At 62.3% G+C, this 18,453-nt stretch carries 16 protein-coding genes and 2 tRNA genes; all 18 read left to right on the forward strand.

Annotated features, from left to right (window positions below):
* The first annotated feature begins 1 nt into the window (after position 1).
* The 18 genes from nusA to rpmF all read left to right on the forward strand — a co-directional run bounded on the left by nusA (position 2) and on the right by rpmF (position 18,429).
* Positions 2–1,249, forward strand: a complete 1,248-nt coding sequence (gene nusA / locus ACTQ48_RS04080) for a transcription termination factor NusA (RefSeq protein WP_154515419.1) — start codon at positions 2–4, stop codon at positions 1,247–1,249.
* Positions 1,250–1,340: 91 nt separating this feature from the next.
* Positions 1,341–4,016, forward strand: a complete 2,676-nt coding sequence (gene infB, locus ACTQ48_RS04085) for a translation initiation factor IF-2 (RefSeq protein ID WP_441033496.1) — start codon at positions 1,341–1,343, stop codon at positions 4,014–4,016.
* Between the two features lie 11 nt (positions 4,017–4,027).
* Positions 4,028–4,438: a 30S ribosome-binding factor RbfA gene (gene rbfA, locus ACTQ48_RS04090; RefSeq protein WP_006234038.1), complete on the forward strand. Its 411-nt coding sequence runs from the start codon at positions 4,028–4,030 to the stop codon at positions 4,436–4,438.
* On the forward strand, positions 4,431–5,474 hold the full coding sequence (locus tag ACTQ48_RS04095; protein WP_427719632.1) for a DHH family phosphoesterase: 1,044 nt from the start codon (positions 4,431–4,433) through the stop codon (positions 5,472–5,474). Before rbfA ends, ACTQ48_RS04095 begins: the two co-directional genes overlap by 8 nt.
* A gap of 15 nt (positions 5,475–5,489) precedes the next feature.
* Entirely contained in the window at positions 5,490–6,422 is a 933-nt protein-coding gene (gene truB, locus ACTQ48_RS04100; RefSeq protein WP_441570202.1) for a tRNA pseudouridine(55) synthase TruB, read from the forward strand.
* The gene (gene ribF, locus ACTQ48_RS04105; RefSeq protein WP_441570203.1) at positions 6,419–7,426 is read left to right on the forward strand and encodes a riboflavin biosynthesis protein RibF; all 1,008 of its coding nucleotides are present in this window, start codon (positions 6,419–6,421) and stop codon (positions 7,424–7,426) included. Before truB ends, ribF begins: the two co-directional genes overlap by 4 nt.
* On the forward strand, positions 7,419–9,527 hold the full coding sequence (dnaG, locus tag ACTQ48_RS04110) for a DNA primase (RefSeq protein ID WP_441570204.1): 2,109 nt from the start codon (positions 7,419–7,421) through the stop codon (positions 9,525–9,527). Before ribF ends, dnaG begins: the two co-directional genes overlap by 8 nt.
* 110 nt (positions 9,528–9,637) lie before the next feature.
* A complete protein-coding gene (gene rpoD, locus ACTQ48_RS04115; protein WP_370450567.1) occupies positions 9,638–10,981 on the forward strand; it encodes an RNA polymerase sigma factor RpoD in 1,344 nt (447 codons plus the stop codon).
* A gap of 342 nt (positions 10,982–11,323) precedes the next feature.
* Positions 11,324–11,398: transfer RNA gene (locus tag ACTQ48_RS04120), tRNA-Asn, on the forward strand.
* 33 nt (positions 11,399–11,431) lie between these two features.
* Positions 11,432–11,506: transfer RNA gene (locus tag ACTQ48_RS04125), tRNA-Asn, on the forward strand.
* Positions 11,507–11,667: 161 nt separating this feature from the next.
* Positions 11,668–12,057: an Asp23/Gls24 family envelope stress response protein gene (locus ACTQ48_RS04130; protein ID WP_187361832.1), complete on the forward strand. Its 390-nt coding sequence runs from the start codon at positions 11,668–11,670 to the stop codon at positions 12,055–12,057.
* A 27-nt stretch (positions 12,058–12,084) separates the two neighbouring features.
* Positions 12,085–13,746 carry a DAK2 domain-containing protein gene (locus ACTQ48_RS04135; RefSeq protein WP_427728121.1) on the forward strand — a complete coding sequence of 554 codons (1,662 nt, stop codon included), beginning with the start codon at positions 12,085–12,087 and terminating at the stop codon, positions 13,744–13,746.
* A 10-nt stretch (positions 13,747–13,756) separates the two neighbouring features.
* Positions 13,757–15,934 (forward strand): ATP-dependent DNA helicase RecG, encoded by a 2,178-nt coding sequence (gene recG / locus ACTQ48_RS04140; RefSeq protein ID WP_441570205.1) that lies wholly within the window; start codon positions 13,757–13,759, stop codon positions 15,932–15,934.
* Complete coding sequence (gene rsmD / locus ACTQ48_RS04145; RefSeq protein ID WP_441570206.1) at positions 15,931–16,575, forward strand: 16S rRNA (guanine(966)-N(2))-methyltransferase RsmD; 645 nt, start codon at positions 15,931–15,933, stop codon at positions 16,573–16,575. The genes recG and rsmD overlap by 4 nt, the downstream gene beginning before the upstream one ends.
* A complete protein-coding gene (coaD, locus tag ACTQ48_RS04150) occupies positions 16,568–17,065 on the forward strand; it encodes a pantetheine-phosphate adenylyltransferase (RefSeq protein WP_154515440.1) in 498 nt (165 codons plus the stop codon). The genes rsmD and coaD overlap by 8 nt, the downstream gene beginning before the upstream one ends.
* A 68-nt stretch (positions 17,066–17,133) precedes the next feature.
* On the forward strand, positions 17,134–17,631 hold the full coding sequence (locus ACTQ48_RS04155) for an ATPase (RefSeq protein ID WP_154515443.1): 498 nt from the start codon (positions 17,134–17,136) through the stop codon (positions 17,629–17,631).
* Entirely contained in the window at positions 17,631–18,185 is a 555-nt protein-coding gene (locus ACTQ48_RS04160) for a YceD family protein (RefSeq protein ID WP_154515446.1), read from the forward strand. Before ACTQ48_RS04155 ends, ACTQ48_RS04160 begins: the two co-directional genes overlap by 1 nt.
* A gap of 64 nt (positions 18,186–18,249) precedes the next feature.
* On the forward strand, positions 18,250–18,429 hold the full coding sequence (rpmF, locus tag ACTQ48_RS04165; RefSeq protein ID WP_022094017.1) for a 50S ribosomal protein L32: 180 nt from the start codon (positions 18,250–18,252) through the stop codon (positions 18,427–18,429).
* Positions 18,430–18,453 lie beyond the last annotated feature (24 nt).

Genomic DNA, 18,453 nt, shown 5'->3' on the forward strand with positions numbered 1-18,453 from the left:
CATGGCAGCATCCGACATGATGTCCGCCCTGATGGAGCTTTGCCAGGAGAAGCACATCGACCAGCTCTACCTGATCGACCGCCTGGAGCAGTCGCTCGCCAAGAGCTATGCCGAGATCCTGCATCTTGAGTGGGGCGCCAAGGTGACCATCGACCGCACCACCGGCAAGATCTATGTCTACCGCCTGGAGCCGATCGACGATTCCATGGACGAGGAGGGCAACTTCACCGAGTTCGAGGAGATCGACGTCACCCCCAAGAACACCAGCCGCATCGCCGCCCAGCACGCCAAGGCCGAGATCAACGCCATCGTGCGCAACTCCGCCCGCGAGCAGATCTACGAGGAGTTCTCCGGTCGTATCGGCGACCTCATCAGCGGTACCGTACTGCAGTCCACACCCGACTTTACGATCGTCAAGATCCGCGAAGGCGTCGAGGCCGAGCTTCCGCACTTTGATCAGCGCCGCTACGAGAACGAGCGCAACGAGCGCCCCATGGGCGAGCGCTATCTGCACAACCAGCACATCAAGGCCGTGATCATTGACGTTCGCGACCCCAACTCCACGCTTCCGCCGGTTCGCGGCGAGCACAGCCGTCCGCCGATCGTTATCTCGCGTACCCACCCCGAGCTCATGCGTCGTCTGTTTGAGCAGGAGGTGCCCGAGATCTATGAGGGCACCGTCCAGATCAAGTCGATTGCCCGCGAGCCCGGCCAGCGCTCCAAGGTCGCCGTCCACTCGCTCGACGACCGCCTGGATCCCGTGGGCGCCTGCGTCGGCCCCAAGGGCAGCCGTGTGCGCGCCGTCGTGGGTGAGCTGCGCGGTGAGCGCGTCGACGTCATCCTGTGGGATGCCGATCCGGCCGTCTACGTCGCCAACGCCCTGTCGCCCGCCAAGGTCACTCGCGTCCTTATCGACGAGGAGAAGGCCTATGCCGGCGTCATCGTGCCCGACGACCAGCTTTCGCTCGCCATTGGCAAGGAGGGCCAGAACGCCCGCCTGGCCGCACGCCTGACCGGCTGGCACATCGACATTAAGTCCGAGACCCTTGCCGCCGACATCCTCAAGAACGTTCCCGTTCACGAGGAGCCTGCCGCCGACCTGATCGGTGACGAGGAGGATGACGACGCCCGTCGCTGCGAGTACGTGTCCGAGGACGGCATCCAGTGCCGTAACCAGGCCCGTCCCGGTTCCCGTTTCTGCGGTGTCCACGACACCGATGCCTTCGATGATGCGGAGGACCTGATCTAGCGCGCGGTTGCGCTGGACAGGTTCCGGCGCACATCCCACACTCGTTCAGTCTCTAGGCACCCAAGGTGCCAGAAAGGGTAGGTGAAGTCATATGGCAAAAGTCCGTGTGTCCACCCTGGCCAAAGAGTTCGGCATGACCTCCAAGGAACTGATGGGTCACCTCGCCGAAATGAAGATTCCCGCTAAGTCTGCTTCCTCCGCGCTGGAGGACGCTTATGTTGCCATGGTCCGCAAGCAGCTTGCCTCGGTGATCGAGGCCCGCGCCCAGGAAGTCGAGGCCGCCAAGCAGGCCGAGGAGGAGGCTGCCGCCGCCGAGGAGGCAGCGCGTGCCGCCGAGGCCGAGCGCGAGCGCATTGCCGCCGAGAAGGCACGCGAGGAGGAGCGCCGCCAGTTTGCCGCCGCCCAGGCCGCCGAAGAGGCAGCCCGTGCCGAGGCCGAGGCCAAGAAGAAGGCCGAGCAGGAGCGCCTTGCCCGCGAGAAGGAGGAGGCTGCTCGCGAGGCCCAGCGCCGCGCCGTTCCCGCTTCCGACTCCGGTTCGCGCTTCCGTTCGCTGCTCGATCAGATCGCCGCACAGGAGACCGTGCTCAAGGAGAAGAAGGACGCCGAGGACAAGGCCAAGGCCGAGCGCGGCAACCGTCGCGGCGGCAACAACGATCGTCGTGGCGGCCGTCGCAACGACCGCAACGCCTCCGAGAACCGCCCGCACAGCCATCGCACCAACGCCAGCAACAATGTCGCTGCCGGCATGGATTTTCCCAACCCCGATAAGCAGGGCAAGGGCAAGAAGCGCAAAGGTGGTCACAACAGCGAAGAGGACCACTACAGCCGCATGGCGCGCGAGGCCGAGGAGTACAGCCGCGAGAAGGTTCTCGAGGAGGCCCGTGCCGCCGTCGAGGAGGCCTCTCGCGAGTCCACCGGTCGCCGCAAGAAGCGCAAGGAGAAGCGCGAGCGCGAGGCCGCTAGGGCTCAGGAGGAGCGCAAGATTGAGGAGGCGCTGGCCCAGGGCGTGAACCCCGAGGAGCTCGACGCCATCAAGGTCTCCCAGGGCGTTACCGTCCAGGAGCTTGCCGAGGCGCTCGACGTTCCGGCCAACGACATCATCAAGCGCCTGTTCCTGCTGGGCACCCCGCTCACCATGACGCAGTCCATGTCCGACGACCTTGTCGAGCTTGTTGCCGACGACTTGGGCCGTCAGATCAGGATCATCACCCCCGAGGAGGAGAACACCTTCTCGTTCTACGACGATCCCGCCGATCTTAAGCCCCGCGCCCCGGTCGTCACCGTCATGGGTCACGTCGACCACGGCAAGACGAGCCTGCTCGACGCCATCCGCCACACCGGCGTCGCTGCCGGCGAGGCTGGCGGCATTACCCAGGCCATCGGCGCATCGCAGGTCATGATCAACGACCGCAAGATCACCTTCATCGATACCCCGGGCCACGCTACCTTTACGGCCATGCGTGCCCGTGGCGCCAAGGTGACCGACATCGTCATCCTGATCGTCGCCGCCGACGACGGCGTCATGCCCCAGACGGTCGAGTCGATCAACCACGCCAAGGCCGCCGGCGTTCCCATCGTCGTCGCCGTCAACAAGATCGATAAGCCCGGCGCCAACCCCGACCGCGTGCGCCAGGAACTCACCGAGTACGGCGTCATCCCCGAGGAGTGGGGCGGACAGAACATGTTCGTCAACATCTCGGCCAAGCAGAAGATCGGTATCGACGACCTTCTGGAGACCGTGCTGCTCCAGGCCGACGTGCTCGAGCTCAAGGCCAATCCCGATACCTTCGCTTCGGGCAACGTCCTCGAGGCCAAGCTCGACAAGGGCCGCGGCTCGGTCGCTACCGTGCTCGTGACCCGCGGTACCCTGCACGTGGGCGATACGCTGGTCGCCGGCCTTACCTATGGCCGCGTTCGCGCCATGCTCGACCCCAAGGGCCGAGCCGTCACCGAGGCCGGTCCCTCCGACGCCGTCGAGATCCTGGGCCTGCAGTCCGTCCCCAACGCCGGCGACGAGTTCCGCGTGTTCGAGGACGAGCGCGAGGCGCGCGCCCTGGCCGATGAGCGCTCGCTCAAGGCCCGCATCGAGGAGCAGAGCCGCGTGAAGCACGTCACGCTCGAGAACCTCTTCGAGACCATCGCCGACGCCGAGGTCAAGGAGCTCAACCTGATCATCAAGGCCGACGTCCAGGGCTCCATCGAGGCCCTTCAGGACTCGCTCGACAAGATGGATCAGTCCGAGGTCCGCATCAACACGATTCACTCCGCGGTCGGTGCCATCAACGAGACCGACGTCGTCCTGGCCGACGCCTCCAACGCCATCATCATTGGCTTTGGCGTGCGTCCCGACGGTAAGGCCCGCTCCGCTGCCGAGCGCGAGGGCGTCGAGATTCGTTGCTACGACGTTATCTACAAGTGCCTCGAGGAGCTCGACGCTGCCCGTATCGGCATGCTCAAGCCCACCGAGGTCGAGGTCTCCACGGGTACCGCGACCGTCCTGGACACCTTTAAGGTGCCCAAAGTCGGTATCGCCGCCGGTGTCCGCGTCGAGGAGGGCGAGATTGCCGCGACCGATTCCGTGCGCCTGGTGCGCGACGGCATCGTTGTCTTTAACGGTAAGATCGCCTCGATGCGCCACTACAAGGACGAGGCCAAGAGCCTCAAGAGCGGTTCCGAGGGCGGCATTGGCCTGGAGAACTTCCAGGACATCAAGCCCGGCGACCAGATCGAGGGTTACCGTATCGACCAGGTTGCCCGTACCGAGTAGGGGGTAGCGCTATGAAGCAAACGCAGGCAACCCGCCGTCTGGGCGAGCAGCTTCGCGAGAAGCTCGGTTATATCCTTCTCTTTGAGGTTTCCGATCCGCGTCTCGACCTGGTCACCCTGACCGCGGTCGAGGTCGCGGTGGACCGTTCGTTCGCGCGCGTGTACGTGTCGTGCGATGCGAGCCGCTACGATGAGGTCATGGAGGCGCTCGCCAGCGCCAAGGGCCGCATTCGCAGCCTGTTGGCTCGCTCGCTCGACTGGCGCGTCACGCCCGAGCTCGATTTTCGCATCGATCGCTCGACCGATGAGGCCGAGCGCATTACGCGTGCGCTGGAGAATGTCCCGGCCACGCTGGCGATCGAAAAGGACGAGGACGGCTATCCCATAGCGGATGCCGCCCAGGAGGCAGCTTTAGATGACTAATTCCGCCGACCTCGTCTCGTGCGAGTCTGCAGATATTAAACGACGCATCCTCGAGCTTATCGAGGGTGCGTCCTCCATTGCGATCTCGGGCCATACCTCTCCCGACGGCGATGCCCTGGGCTCCGTGTTGGGCTTGGGCCTCTCGCTCATGAAGGCGTTCCCCGACAAGGACATCGCGCTGCTGCTCGCAGACGACGATCCCGTTCCGCGTATTTACCGCTTTATGGAAGGCGCCGATCGTCTGGTGCCGGCTTCGAGCTTTACGGGCGATCCCGACCTGTTTATCTCGGTGGATGTGCCGGTTGTCGAGCGTCTGAACAACTCGGCCGACGTGCTCCGCCGCTCCAAACATGTGGTGTGCTTTGACCACCATCCGGCGCGCGAGGAGTTTGCCGAGGTAAGCCTGAGGCGTGTCGATGCTGCGGCGTGCGCCATGATCATCGACCGCTTTTTGGATGATTGCGGCATTGTCGTTCGCGATCGCATCGCCACCTGTCTGCTCTGCGGCCTGGTTACCGATACCGGTCGTTTTCAGTATCAGAATGCCGATGCCGCTGCGTTCCATGCGGCCTCGCGCCTGGTGGCGCACGGTGCCGACCCGGCGCGTGTCGCGCTCGAGGTCTATCAGAGCATGCGCGTCGAGTTCTTGCACCTCAAGTCCATCGTCATGGGCCGCATCAAGACGGTCGCGCACGGGCGCGTGGCGTATAGCTACGCGTACGAAAGCGACCTTAAGGAATGTGGCGTCACCTCGGATGAGTGCGACGGCTTGGTCGATGTGGTGCGCTCGGTGATGGGTGTCGAGGTCTGCCTGTTCCTTAAGGGCATCGAGGGCGATACCAAGGTGCGCGGAAACCTGCGCTCCAAAGGCGACATGGATGTCTCCGAGATTGCGGCCAACTTTGGCGGAGGCGGACATCACGCTGCTGCCGGCTTTACCAATAACGGAACGATTTTCGAGACGCTCACCGCGGCACTTCCCATGCTGGCCGAGCTGGTGGGGGAGGATCCCGCTTCGGTGACCGTCGAGCTCTAACTTTTTGGATGGTACATGGCTCGTCGTACGCCTTCTCAATTGAATATGCTGCTCGCCGTCGATAAACCGGTGGGCTGCACGTCCCACGACGTGGTATCGCGGTGCCGGCGCGCCCTCCATGAGCGGCGCGTCGGTCATGCCGGCACGCTCGACCCCATGGCGTCGGGTGTCATGGTGGTGGGCGTGGGCCAGGCTACGCGTCTGCTGGGCATGCTTACCCTCGATACCAAAAGTTACGTCGCCGATATCTCGTTTGGCGCCGAGACCAATACCGACGATGCGGAAGGCGAGGCCATCCGTACGGTTGCCATTGCACCCGAGCTGCGCGATCCGGCCTATGCCCGTGAGCGCTTGAGCGCCATGCTGGGCCCTCAGATGCAGGTCCCGCCGGCGTTTTCGGCTATTTCGGTCAACGGCGTGCGCGCCTATACGTCTGCACGTGAGGGCAATGCCGTTGAGTTGCCTGCGCGCCCGGTCGAGGTATATTCTGCCGACCTGATCGCCGTGAGTGGCGAGGGCGATTCCTGCATTTGGACCGTTGCCTTCTCGGTGAGCAAGGGCACCTATATCCGTGCGCTCGCTCGCGACCTGGGTCGCGCCTGCGATAGTGCCGCGCATATTTCCGCGCTGCGCCGTACCGCTTCTGGCATTGTCTCCATCGGTGCCTGCCATGCGGTCGAGGAGCTTTCTGCCGAGTCCGCTGCCGGCTTTGCCTTGGACCCCATTGCGGCCCTCGGCGCCACGCGTGTCGACTTGCCGGGCAATCTTGCCGAAGATTTGCTGTGCGGTCGTCGTATTCCTATTGATCGCGCGCTCGCCGGCTTCGATGCGTCGAAGGCACCGTTTGCGCTGGTGCTCGATGGCGGGCTCAAGGCTTTGGCGCGTATCGAGGATGGTCGCTTTGTGATGGAGCACGTCTTTCCGCAGGCGATCGGCGGTGTTCGATGATGCTGGACCCTCACGAGCTCGCGCGCACATTTTTTGTGGGCGCGGCGGCGGAGGCCCGCATCGTTTTGGCTGATGCTTTTGGTGACTGCGAGTCTATGGGTGCCGCCTCGATTGCCATCGGCGTGTTCGATGGCGTGCATAGGGGACATCGTGAGCTGATCGACGCGGTCATTCGCGATGCGCGCGTCCGCGGCTGCAAAGCGGTTGTCGTAACGTTTGACCCTGATCCAGATGTTGTGGTGAGCCCTGCGCCCGCTCAAAAATTGATGACGACGGCCGACCGCCTGCATGCCCTGGCTCAGACTGGGGTCGATGCCGTGGTGGCTGTTCCCTTTACGCCTGCGGTAGCGTCGCTCGATCACGTGGGCTTTCTTGAGCTGTTGGCGCATGTTGTCGACATTCGCTCCATTCGCGTTGGCAGCGATTTTAGGCTGGGCCGCGGCGGTGCCTCGGGCGTTGCCGAGATGCAGGCATGGGGTGTCGAGCGCGGTGTTGACGTGTATGGGCACAATTTGCTGTGCGAGGCCGGCGAGGCTATCTGCGCCACCCGCATTCGACGTGAGCTGAGCCTGGGCCACGTTGAGCTGGCAGCCGATCTACTCGGCCGTCCCTATATGGTGCGCGGCGGCGTGATTCGCGGTCGCCACGAGGGCTCCGATATGGGATTTCCGACGGCAAACCTGCTGGTGCCAAACGGAATCCAGCTGCCTGCCGATGGCGTCTACGAGGGCCTTGTGCTGGTCGACGATACCGTGTGGCCTGCTGCCGTCAACGTGGGCCTGCCGCCGACGTATGCCGACGATGCCGCTTCGGCGCATCTCGAGGCCAACTTGATCGGGTATGCGGGCGACCTGTATGGACGTTCGGTTTCGTTGGCGTTTACGCGTTGGCTGCGTCCTTCGCGCGTGTTCGATTCGCTTGACGAGCTTATTGCGACCGTCGAGGGTAATATTGACGATATCCGTCATAACTTGGGTGAGCAGGGGGTGAGCATCCGTGATTAGCGATGAGGAGAAAGACCAGGTGCGCGCTGCGTCCGACCTGGTTGCCATTGTGCAGGAAACGGTTGAGCTCAAGCCCCGCGGCCATGAGTTTTGGGGTTGCTGCCCCTTCCATGGCGAAAAGACCCCATCGTTTCACATTATCCCCGCTACGCAGGTGTGGCACTGCTTTGGCTGTGGCGAGGGCGGCGACGTCTTCACCTACATCATGAGGCGCGAGAACCTGAGCTTTCCCGAGTCGATTCGCTACCTGGCCGATCGTGCCGGCATTGAGCTGCACGATACCGGCGCGCAGCGCGATCGCGGCACCAAGCGCGCCCGCATCTATGACCTGTGCGCCGAGACGGCCCAGTTCTATCACACCATGCTCATGCGCGGTAAGGACAGCCGTCCGCGCGAGTACTTTGCCAGCCGCGGTATGGGTGGCGACGTCTGCCGTCGCTACTGCCTGGGCTTTGCGCCGGGTCGCAATATGTTGGTGGCCCATCTGTCGCAGAAGGGCTTTACCCCGCGGGAGATGATCGACGCCAACGTGGCCGTGAGCCGCGGGCGAGGACAGCTTGCCGATCGTTTTTACGACCGCGTGATGTTTCCCATCTTTGACGAACAGGGTCATAACATCGCCTTTGGCGGTCGTATTATGGGCGACGGCCAACCCAAGTACCTCAACACCGCCGAGACGAGTGTGTTTCATAAAAAGAGAAACCTCTACGGCTTTAACTGGGCCAAGGAGTTTATCGTCGCGCAGGATACCGCCATCGTGGTGGAGGGATATACCGACTGCATCGCCTGCTGGGAGGCGGGGATCAAAAACGTCGTCGCCACGCTGGGCACGGCGCTGACGGAACATCACGTAAAGACGCTCACCCGTTTTGCCAAGCGCATCGTGTATATGTTCGATGGTGACGCCGCCGGTCAAAAGGCCGCGCGCCGCGCGATTCAGTTTATCGAGCAGGATTCGATGGACCTGCGCTGCGTGGTGCTTCCCGACGGCAACGACCCCATGGAGTTCATCACGGCGCATGGTGGCGAGGCACTGCAGGCGCGTATCGACGCCGCCGAGCCCCTCATGGACTTTGTGTACCGCTCACTGCAGGAGTCGAGCGACATTACCACGCCGGGCGGTCGCGCCAAGGCGCTCGAGGATGCGCTGACGCTCATCTATCCGCTGCGCGATAGCTACATGATCGATACGTACTTTATCCAGATAGCCGACCTCCTGGGCCTGGATTTGGAGACGGTACGCTCGAGCTCGGGCCGTGTGTTTCGCGATGTCGCCAAACGCGAGGACGCCGAGCGTCGTCGCGAGCAGAACTACGAGCGCCAGCGGGCACAGGCCGTGCGCGCAGGCAGCGCGGGCGGTCGGGCGTCTGGTCCGCAGGGGGCATCTCGCGGCGCCTGGGCGTCGGGGACGACGCCGCCGGTATCCACACCGGTCGAGGAGGAACCGTACGACTATGTGCCGCTCGAGGCCTACGGGGCCGCGCCGGTCGAGGTCGTCGACGATATGCCGCCGATCGATGTGCCTGCTGGCATGGACGCGGCGCCCACGGGGTCTGCATCGACCGCTTCCGTTCCGGCGACGTCGATCGTGCTGACCGATCTGGAGCGGAAGTCTCTGGCGGGGGAGCGCGAGCTGTTGACGATGCTCACCAGCTACCCCGACCTATTCCGCACGTACGCCGATCGCATCTGCTCGGTTGAGTGGGTGGACCCCCGTCACGAGTCCATCGCGTGGGCCGTGCTCGCGACGCCGCCGGGCACCGATCCCGCGGCGTGCATGGACGCCGCGCGCGCGGTGTGTCCCGAGGCGGCTTCGCTTGTCAGCGCCGGGCGCATCTCGGCGACGAGCAAGCACCCCACCGAGACGAACATCGTCTTTATGCTCGATACGCTTGAGCTTTACACCATCAAGCGCCGTATGCGGGCTGCTCAGGCCAAGCTGCGCCAGGACCGGTCGCTCGACGATGACGCGCGCCGTTCATTGACCATGCAGGCCGCGCAGGATTCTGCGCGCCAGCGCGAGCTCCAGAAGTCGATTGGCGGCGTGGCCGATCCGTTCCGGTTGATTGGTTTGGAGGCCGCGGGTCCCGATCAGGCCTAGATGTTGTGGTCAATCGGCATGTTATCTGCTATATCCAGTCTGAATTTTGGGTATAGACGTGTAAGTGTGTGCTAAAGTAATGTGTCCTGTGGACTACGAAGGGAGAATCTGTGCCAAATAAGACTGAGAGCACGGGTACTGGGCTGGAATCCTACGTTGCTAAGCTCATGGGCAACGGCTCAAACAGGACTTCGGTAACCGAGGACGAGATCCAGGTCGTCCTGAAGGATATCGATGTTTCTGACGAGCAGCTCAACGCGGTCTATTCCGCGCTGCGCAACAGCGGCATCCAGATTATCTCCGCGAGCGGAAACGACGACGCCCCCATGGACGTCGACGATGACGATAACGATACCGACGATTTCGATGACGACGAGGAGCACGATTCTGGCTCGCTCGACGATCATGAGCTTAAGATGGCCCGTCAGGCCGATGCCGAGATGGGTTCTTGCAAGAGCAAAAAGAAGCGCACCGTCCGCACGTCCCGTTCGCGTTCTCGCGTGCGTGGCATCGATGCCTCCACGGTGATGCTGACCGGTGACCCGGTTCGTATGTACCTTAAGGAGATCGGCAAGGTCGACCTGCTGACCGCCTCCGAAGAGGTCGATCTGGCCATGAAGATCGAGGCCGGTCTCGAGGCCACCGAGAAGCTCGAGGCCGCCGAGGCGGGCGAGATCGAGCTCACTCGCGCCGAGATGCGTCGTCTGACTCGTATCGAGAACGTGGGCCTCGAGGCCAAGCAGGCGCTCATCAGCGCCAACCTCCGTCTGGTCGTCTCCATCGCCAAGCGCTACGTCGGTCGCGGCATGCTGTTCCTGGATCTGATCCAGGAGGGCAACCTCGGTCTGATCCGCGCCGTCGAGAAGTTCGACTACCAGAAGGGCTTCAAGTTCTCCACGTACGCCACGTGGTGGATCCGTCAGGCCATCACGCGCGCTATCGCCGACCAGGCCCGTACCATCCGTATTCCCGTGCACATGGTCGAGACCATCAACAAGCTTGTCCGCGTGCAGCGCCAGCTCCTCCAGGATCTGGGTCGCGACCCGACCCCCGAGGAGATCGGTGCCGAGATGGACATGAGTGCCGACCGCGTCCGCGAGATCCAGAAGATCTCGCAGGAGCCCGTGTCGCTCGAGACTCCTATCGGCGAGGAAGAGGATTCCCAGCTGGGCGACTTTATCGAGGACTCCCAGGCCATCGTTCCGCCCGATGCCGCCAGCTTCTCCATGCTGCAGGAGCAGCTCACCCAGGTGCTCGACTCGCTTGCCGATCGTGAGCGAAAGGTTATTGAGCTGCGCTTTGGACTTGTCGACGGACATCCCCGCACGCTCGAGGAAGTCGGCCGCGAGTTTGGGGTCACGCGCGAGCGCATCCGCCAGATTGAGTCCAAGACCCTGGCCAAGCTCCGCCACCCCAGCCGCTCCAGCAAGCTCAAAGACTATATCGAAAGCTAGTCATGCAAGAAGCGCCCTCAAGCACATCCGCTTGAGGGCGCTTTCATGTAACAAGGGCCGGCAGTTGGGGCACGGGTAGTCTTTTTGGGACGGGGCTTTTTTAGCTGCCCAATCTGGGGCCTTTAAAGCTTGAGGCGCTCATTGAGATAGGGTAGCTAAAAAAGCCCCGTCCCAAAAAGACTACCCTGGGCGTCTGGTTGATTTGTCGTTGGGGACGTTCTTGAATGACTAGTCGTTTAAGAACGTCCCCAATGACTGGGTCGGAAAATTTCTTAAAAAAGTTCTTGCCCTGAGCTGATTCGTCCGTATAATAAACTTCGTTGCTTGAGAGCATGCACCTATTCCTCGGTAGCTCAATGGTAGAGCACGCGGCTGTTAACCGCGCTGTTGTAGGTTCGAGTCCTACCCGGGGAGCCAGAATTTCTCAGCCCAATCTGCTGGGCTTTATATTCCTCGGTAGCTCAATGGTAGAGCACGCGGCTGTTAACCGCGCTGTTGTAGGTTCGAGTCCTACCCGGGGAGCCAGATTGTAAAACCCGTCGCTTTTGCGGCGGGTTTTTTCATGCCGCGATTGCTTAACGCAAACGTTGCCATATCAACATTTCGTGTCGAGGATGTAATCCCGCGACCCACCACCTCAACATGGCGCGGTCGTTGTAGAATATTGCAATGATTGCTCCCACGACATGGTGCCGCGAGCACCAGATAAGGAGATTCTTGTGTCTGAGACCATTAACGGCAGCCTGAGCGTCTCGAACGACGTTATTGCCGATATTGCCGGTTATGCCGCGATGACGTGCTATGGCGTCGTCGGTATGGCCGAGCAGCTCCAGGGCGCCGAGAGCGTGCGCCTGCTTGCCGGTCAGCGCCTCCGCAAGGGCGTGCTTGTCTCCGCCGACGAGAACGGCCTTACGGTCGACCTTCACGTCGTGCTCGAGAACGGCGTCAACATGAAGTCCGTCTGCCACAATCTTTCGAGCTCCGTTGCCTTCACCCTGCAGGAGATCGCCCAGATCGATCCCGCCAGCCTTAAGATCGGCATTCACATCGACGCGCTCAAGAGCCGTCTGAACTAGCATCCGAAAACGGAGATTCAAATACTCATGATTGTAAAGACCATTCGCACCTGTTTTCCGATCGCTGCGGCTGCCGTTTCCGACAAGGCCGAGGAGATCAATAAACTCAACGTCTTTCCCGTGCCCGACGGCGACACCGGCACCAACATGTCGCTCACGCTCGCCTCGGTGACCAAGGAGCTTTCCGCCCTTCCCGCCGATGCCGATATGGAGGCCATCGCCGGCGCCATCACCCACGGCTCCCTCATGGGCGCCCGCGGCAACTCCGGCGTTATCACCTCGCAGATCCTGCGCGGCGTGGCCGAGGGTCTCGTCTCTGCCGATGAGCCCATCACGTCTGCCGACATCGCGCATGCTTTCCGTCGCGCCGTCAAGGTCGCCTTCCAGGCCGTCCGCAAGCCCATCGAGGGCACGATTCTTACGGTCCTGCGCGACGTCTCGACCAAGGCCGACGAGTGCGAGAAGAAGAAGTTCTCGGCCGAGGACGCGCTCGACGCCATCGTCGTCGAGGCCTACCAGTCTGTGGCTCGCACGCCCGACCTGCTGCCCGTTCTGAAGGAGAACGGCGTGGTCGACTCCGGCGCCTTTGGCTTCGCCATCTTCCTGGAAAACTTCGTTGCCGCTGCTCTGGGCCGCAGCACCGTTGTCGAGGATTTCTCCACCACGTTTGATTCCGCTGGCTCTGCCCGCGATGCGGCCCTCGGTCGCGTCGAGATCGAGGCCAACGACGACTGGGAGGGCTCGGAGTTCCGCTACTGCAACGAGTTCCTCTTTAAGGCCGACGCCCCGTTTGACGAGGACGAGTGCCTTAAGTTCCTGGGTTCCATGGGCGACTGCGAGCTGCTCGTGGGCGCCTACCCCGACTACAAGATCCACGTGCACTCCAACACCCCCAACCTGGTGCTCGAGCACATGCTGCAGCTTGGCCAGATCTACGAGGTCTTTATCCACAACATGGAGATGGAGGCCCACGACCGTACCGCTAAGATCCACGAGGACCAGCAAAAGGCCGCCGAGCCCGCGAAGGCCCTGGGTTTTGTCGCCGTTGCCGCCGGTTCCGGTGAGGCCGACATCCTCAAGTCCCTCGGCGTCGACGTGGTCGTTTCGGGTGGCCAGACCATGAACCCCTCCACCGCCGACCTGCTGGGCGCGGTGGACCAGGTCAACGCGACTTCGGTCATCATCCTGCCCAATAACGGCAATATCCGTATGGCTGCCGAGGCTGCCGCTTCTGCCTGCACCGACAAAAAGGTCGCCGTGGTTCCCACCAAGACCGTACCGCAGGCGTTCTCCGCTCTGTTCGCGGTGCTGCCCGATTCCGAGCTCGAGGACGCCGTCGCCGCCATGGTCGATGCCATCAGCGAGGTTCGCGATGGCGAGGTCACCCGTGCCGTGCGCGATTCCAGCGCCTCTGACGGCTCGCCGATTCACTCCGGTGACGTCATGGGTATCATTGCCGGCTCCATCGACGTGGTCGGCTCCGATGTGAAGCAGGTAACGCTCGACTGTATCAACCGCATGCAGGAGGAAGAGGAGGGCGACGCGCTGACGATTCTGGCCGGCGAGGAGCTGTCCGATGAGGCCTTCCAGGAGATCGTCGACGCCATCGAGGAGGCTCAGCCCGACCTGGAGATTGACGCCCATCGTGGCGAGCAGCCGCTCTATCCCGTGATCTTCTCGATCGAGTAGGCATCTGCCCATGTCCGAGCTGTGCTCCGTGCCGCGCGTCTCGGAGCGCTTTGCCCAGAGCAATGCGCTCGACGAGGATATCGCGCGACTCAAATATGTTTCGGGTAAACGCGAGGAGGCCCTTCGCCGTCTGGGAATTAGGACGGTGGGGGACCTCCTTCTCCATATCCCTCATCGATATCTGGACTTTACACGCTCCTGGTCCATCGAGATGGCGCCTATCGGTACGGTGTGCACGATCGTCGCCACGGTCGATCGTATCGTTCAAAAGCAGCCCCGCCCGCGTATGCAGGTTACCGAGGTCTCGCTTGTGGACGAGACGGGCGTGCTGCAAGTCGCTTTTTTCCGCCAGCCCTGGATTGCCCAGCAGCTCAAGCAGGGCGACCGCCTGGCCGTGATGGGTAAGGTCGAATTTGCCTACGGCTTTAAGCAGATGGCCTCGCCGCATTTCGAAAAGCTCGAGGACGGGCGTGCCGCGGGCACCATCCTTCCGGTTCACTATGTGAGCGACGGTGTGAGCCAGGCTTGGATGCGCCGTATCGTGAGCGGCGCGCTCGAGATTGTCGGCAATCCCTTCGACCCGATTCCCGCGCCCCTGCGCGCCAAGCGCCGCCTTATGAGCAGCGCCCGTGCGCTGCGTTCGATTCACTTTCCCTCGAGTATGGCCGAGCGCGATATCGCGCGCGCACGGCTTGCCTATGAGGAATGCCTCTATCTTCAGCTGGCGCTTCGTCTGCGCAACGACGGCGGTATGGTCGAGGTGGTTCCCTACACCCACACCGCGGGTGGTCATTTGACGGCGCTTAGGCGGGCCCTGCCATTTTCGCTGAGCGACGAGCAGGAGGCCGCGTTCCAAGACATCCTGCATGACATGTGCGATGGCGACCACGTGATGAACCGCTTGCTGCTGGGCGATGTCGGTACCGGCAAGACCGCCGTCGCCGCCTGCGCGCTGGCAGTCGCGGCCGATTCGGGTACCCAGTCCTGCGTCATGGCACCCACGGGCGTGCTGGCGCGTCAATATGCCGATAAGACCGGCCCTTTGCTCTCGCAGGCCGGTATGTCCTGGGCGCTCCTGACGGGTGCTACCCCGGCCGCCGAGCGCGAGCGCATCCATGCACAGCTGCAGTCTGGTGAGCTCGATGTGCTCTTTGGTACCCATGCGGTCCTTTCGGATAACGTAACGTTTAAACATCTTTCACTCGTCGTTATCGACGAGCAGCATCGGTTTGGCGTGGGGCAGCGCAATGCCCTGCGTGCCAAAGGCCCAGGTGCGGACTTGCTCGTTATGACGGCCACGCCTATTCCGCGCACACTGGCGCTTTCGGTCTATGGCGACCTGGACACGTCCATCATTCGTCATCGCCCCGTTCCCGGGGCCGGCGTCTCGACGCGCGTGCTCACCGAGTCGAGCCGCGACCTGGCCTACGGTGCCATTCGCGAGGCGCATGCCCAAGGACAGCAGGCTTACGTTATCTGCCCGCTTGTGGAGCCAAGTGACTCCGCGGACGATTTGGAAGACGTTCCCGGCATTGCTCGCGACGATGAAGGTCGCGTGACGGTGCCCGTGCCGTTGCACGACACCGCGACCGAGCTCGACCGCCTGCGTCTGGCATTGCCGGGGCTTTCCGTCGAGCGTCTTCACGGCCGCATGCCGGCGAGGGAGAAGGACCGCGTGATCGACGCTTTTAAGCGCGGCGAGATCGACGTGCTCGTCTCGACTACGGTGGTCGAGGTGGGCGTCGACGTGCCCAATGCCACCGTCATGGTTATCGAGAACGGCGAGCGCTTTGGCTTGGCGGCCCTGCATCAGCTTAGAGGCCGCGTGGGCCGCGGCAGCGTGTCGGGCACGTGCCTGGTCATGACGCATTCCAAGGGCAATGGCGGTGTGTCTGCTGCGCAAGACCGCCTGCGGGCGCTCGAAAAGACCGCTGACGGTTTTGCACTTGCGCAGATGGACCTGCGTTTGCGCCACGAGGGCGAAATCTTGGGTTATCGCCAACATGGCGGTGTGACCCTGCGTTTTGTGGACCTGGACGCCGACGAGGATCTTATCGAATGGGCCCATTTGGACGCGGTCGAGCTCTTGCGGTATGCTTGCAACCTTGACTCCGTGGCGACGCGTCCCTTGCGCGATGCGGTCGCCACGCGTTATCGACATATCTTCAAGGAGGTCAGCGGAGGATGAGAATCATCGGCGGTGAATGGCGTGGCCGCAAGATCGAAGAGCCGCGTGGGCGCGATGTCACCCGTCCCACGACCGACCGCGTGCGCGAGGCATGTGCGTCCATGGTCATGTCGGCATTCGATTTCGATCTGGACGAGGTCCGCGTGCTGGATGCCTTTGGCGGCTCCGGTGCCCTGGGAATCGAGATGCTCTCGCGCGGCGCTCGCTCGCTCATCACGTTCGAGATCGATCGCAATGCCGCCCGACTGATCACTAAGAATATCGAGTCGCTGTGTCGCGACCGCTCGCGTTGGCGCGTCGTTACCGGCGATGTGTTAGCGAGCGCCTCGCGCGGCCGTGTTTCGGGCGGCCCCTTTGATCTGGTCCTGCTCGATCCACCCTATGCCTTTGGCGCCGAGCCGGTCGAGGAGCTGCTGCGCAATCTTGCCCAGCAGGGCTTGCTGGCACCAGGGGCCTTTGCCCTGTTTGAGCATGCCGCAAGCGACGCGGGCGCTCATCCGGCTGGTTTTGAGACCGTGCGAGAGAAACGCTACGGCATTACCTCGGTTGACTTGCTGCGCTGGGTGGCCGCGGACGAGTGCGACCATGCTAATGACAGCGATATTGACGAGGACGTGCCTTTGGAGGATACCCATGAATGACACTATCAACCGCGTGATCGTTCCGGGTACGTTTGACCCCATCACGTTTGGTCACATCGATGTAATCCGCCGCGCCCGCCGCATTTTTCCCAGCGTGATTGTCGCCGTGGCGGAGTCGCAGGGCAAAAACGGCGTGGGCACCACCTTTATGCTCGATGAGCGCGTGGCGTTGGCCCGCGAGGCCCTGGGCGATATTGACGGTGTCGAGGTACTGCCCTTTACCGGCCTGTTGGTCGATTTTGCCCGTGAGCAGGGTGCGGGTGCTGTGGTCAAGGGCCTGCGCGCCATGACCGACTTTGAGTACGAGCTGCAGCAGGCGGACCTCAACTATCGCCTGGACAACGAGCTTGAGTCCATTTTTGTCATGAGTGCGCCGCAGTACGGCTATATCTCGAGCTCGGTGGTTCGTCAGATCGCATCGCTCGGAAGCGATGTGTCGACGTTTGTGCCGCCCAATGTGGTCGAAGCGCTTAAACATCGCTTTTCGTGACGTTTCATATTGCCTGATGGCATGTGGTAAACTAACACGATGACATGTTACCTATGAAAGGAGACCGGATGCCGGGCGAGAATTTTCCTGGCGACAGGATCGTGAGCCTTGTCGAGGAGCTCGAGGGGCTCATCGAAGAGGCTAAGACGCCGTTCGGCAAGAATGCCCAGATGAAGGTTATCGATGCCGACGTCTTCTTTAACATCCTTGACGAGATCCGTATGAGCTATCCCGAGGAGTGGCAGAAGTCCCGTCGCATCCTCAAGGAGCGCGACGAGCTTATGGCTTCCGCCGCCGCTCAGGCCGATTCCATCATTGCCGATGCTCAGCAGCAGGCACTCACCATTGCCGGTGAGCAGGAGATCGTCCGCTTGGCGCAGCAGCAGGCCGACGATATCCGTGATCGTGCCCAGCAGTACGAGCGCGAGACGCGCTATGCGGCCGAGGATTATGCCGAGCAGGTCTTTACGCACCTCGAGGAGAACCTCAAGAGCCTGACCGGCACCGTTACCCGTTGCCGTCAGCAGCTCAACGAGGGTGCCGCCCAGCAGAACGGTCAGTGGTAATGGCTGAGTTCCCGAGCGTTACCGTCGATCTTTCCGAGCAGCTCGAGTTTCCCGGAGACTCGTATCCGCTGACCGGCAAGGTCGATGTCGCCACCTACACGGTGGGCGAGAAGGAGTACCAGCTGCAGGACGGCATTGCTTACGACGTGGTTTTTACCAATGCGGGCACCGGTGTTCTGCTCTCCGGCATGGTTCGAGCGCACGCCACCGGCGAATGCGACCGCTGCCTTGAGCTCGCCTCGTTTGATATCGCCGGCGAGATCGAGGAGTTCTACCTCTTTGAGGAGCCCGAGGATCCCGAGGCCTACGAGGACGGTTACGAGCTTTTGGGCGAGGACCGCATTGTCGATCTGGGGGAGCCCATTAACGACGCCGTTGTCATGGACACGCCGTTTGTGGTGCTCTGCAAGCCCGATTGCCGCGGCCTGTGCCCCACCTGCGGCATCAATCTCAACGTCGAGCAATGCGATTGCGCCGCCCAGGCCGAGGCCGAATGGGCCGCTGCCACGGAAAATCCATTTGCAGCATTGAAGAATCTCAATCTTGATGAGTAAAAATGTGGTAGTATCGCTACTTGCGCGTAATCGCCACACTGGATAGTTCATAAGGAAGGTCACTATGCCCGTACCTAAACAAAAGCAGGGTCGTATCCGCACCCATACCCGTCGTTCCGCCAACATGAAGATCTCGGCTGCGGCTCAGTCCACGTGCCCCCGTTGCGGCGCTGTCAAGCTCCCGCACCACGTGTGCCCCAGCTGCGGTTTCTACAAGGACCGCGAGGTTATCGTTACCGAGTAACTGTATACTCTGGATACGATGCCG

The sequence above is a fragment of the Collinsella sp. Sow4_E3 genome, from assembly GCF_052116285.1.
In the GTDB taxonomy this organism is placed as follows: Bacteria; Actinomycetota; Coriobacteriia; order Coriobacteriales; family Coriobacteriaceae; genus Collinsella.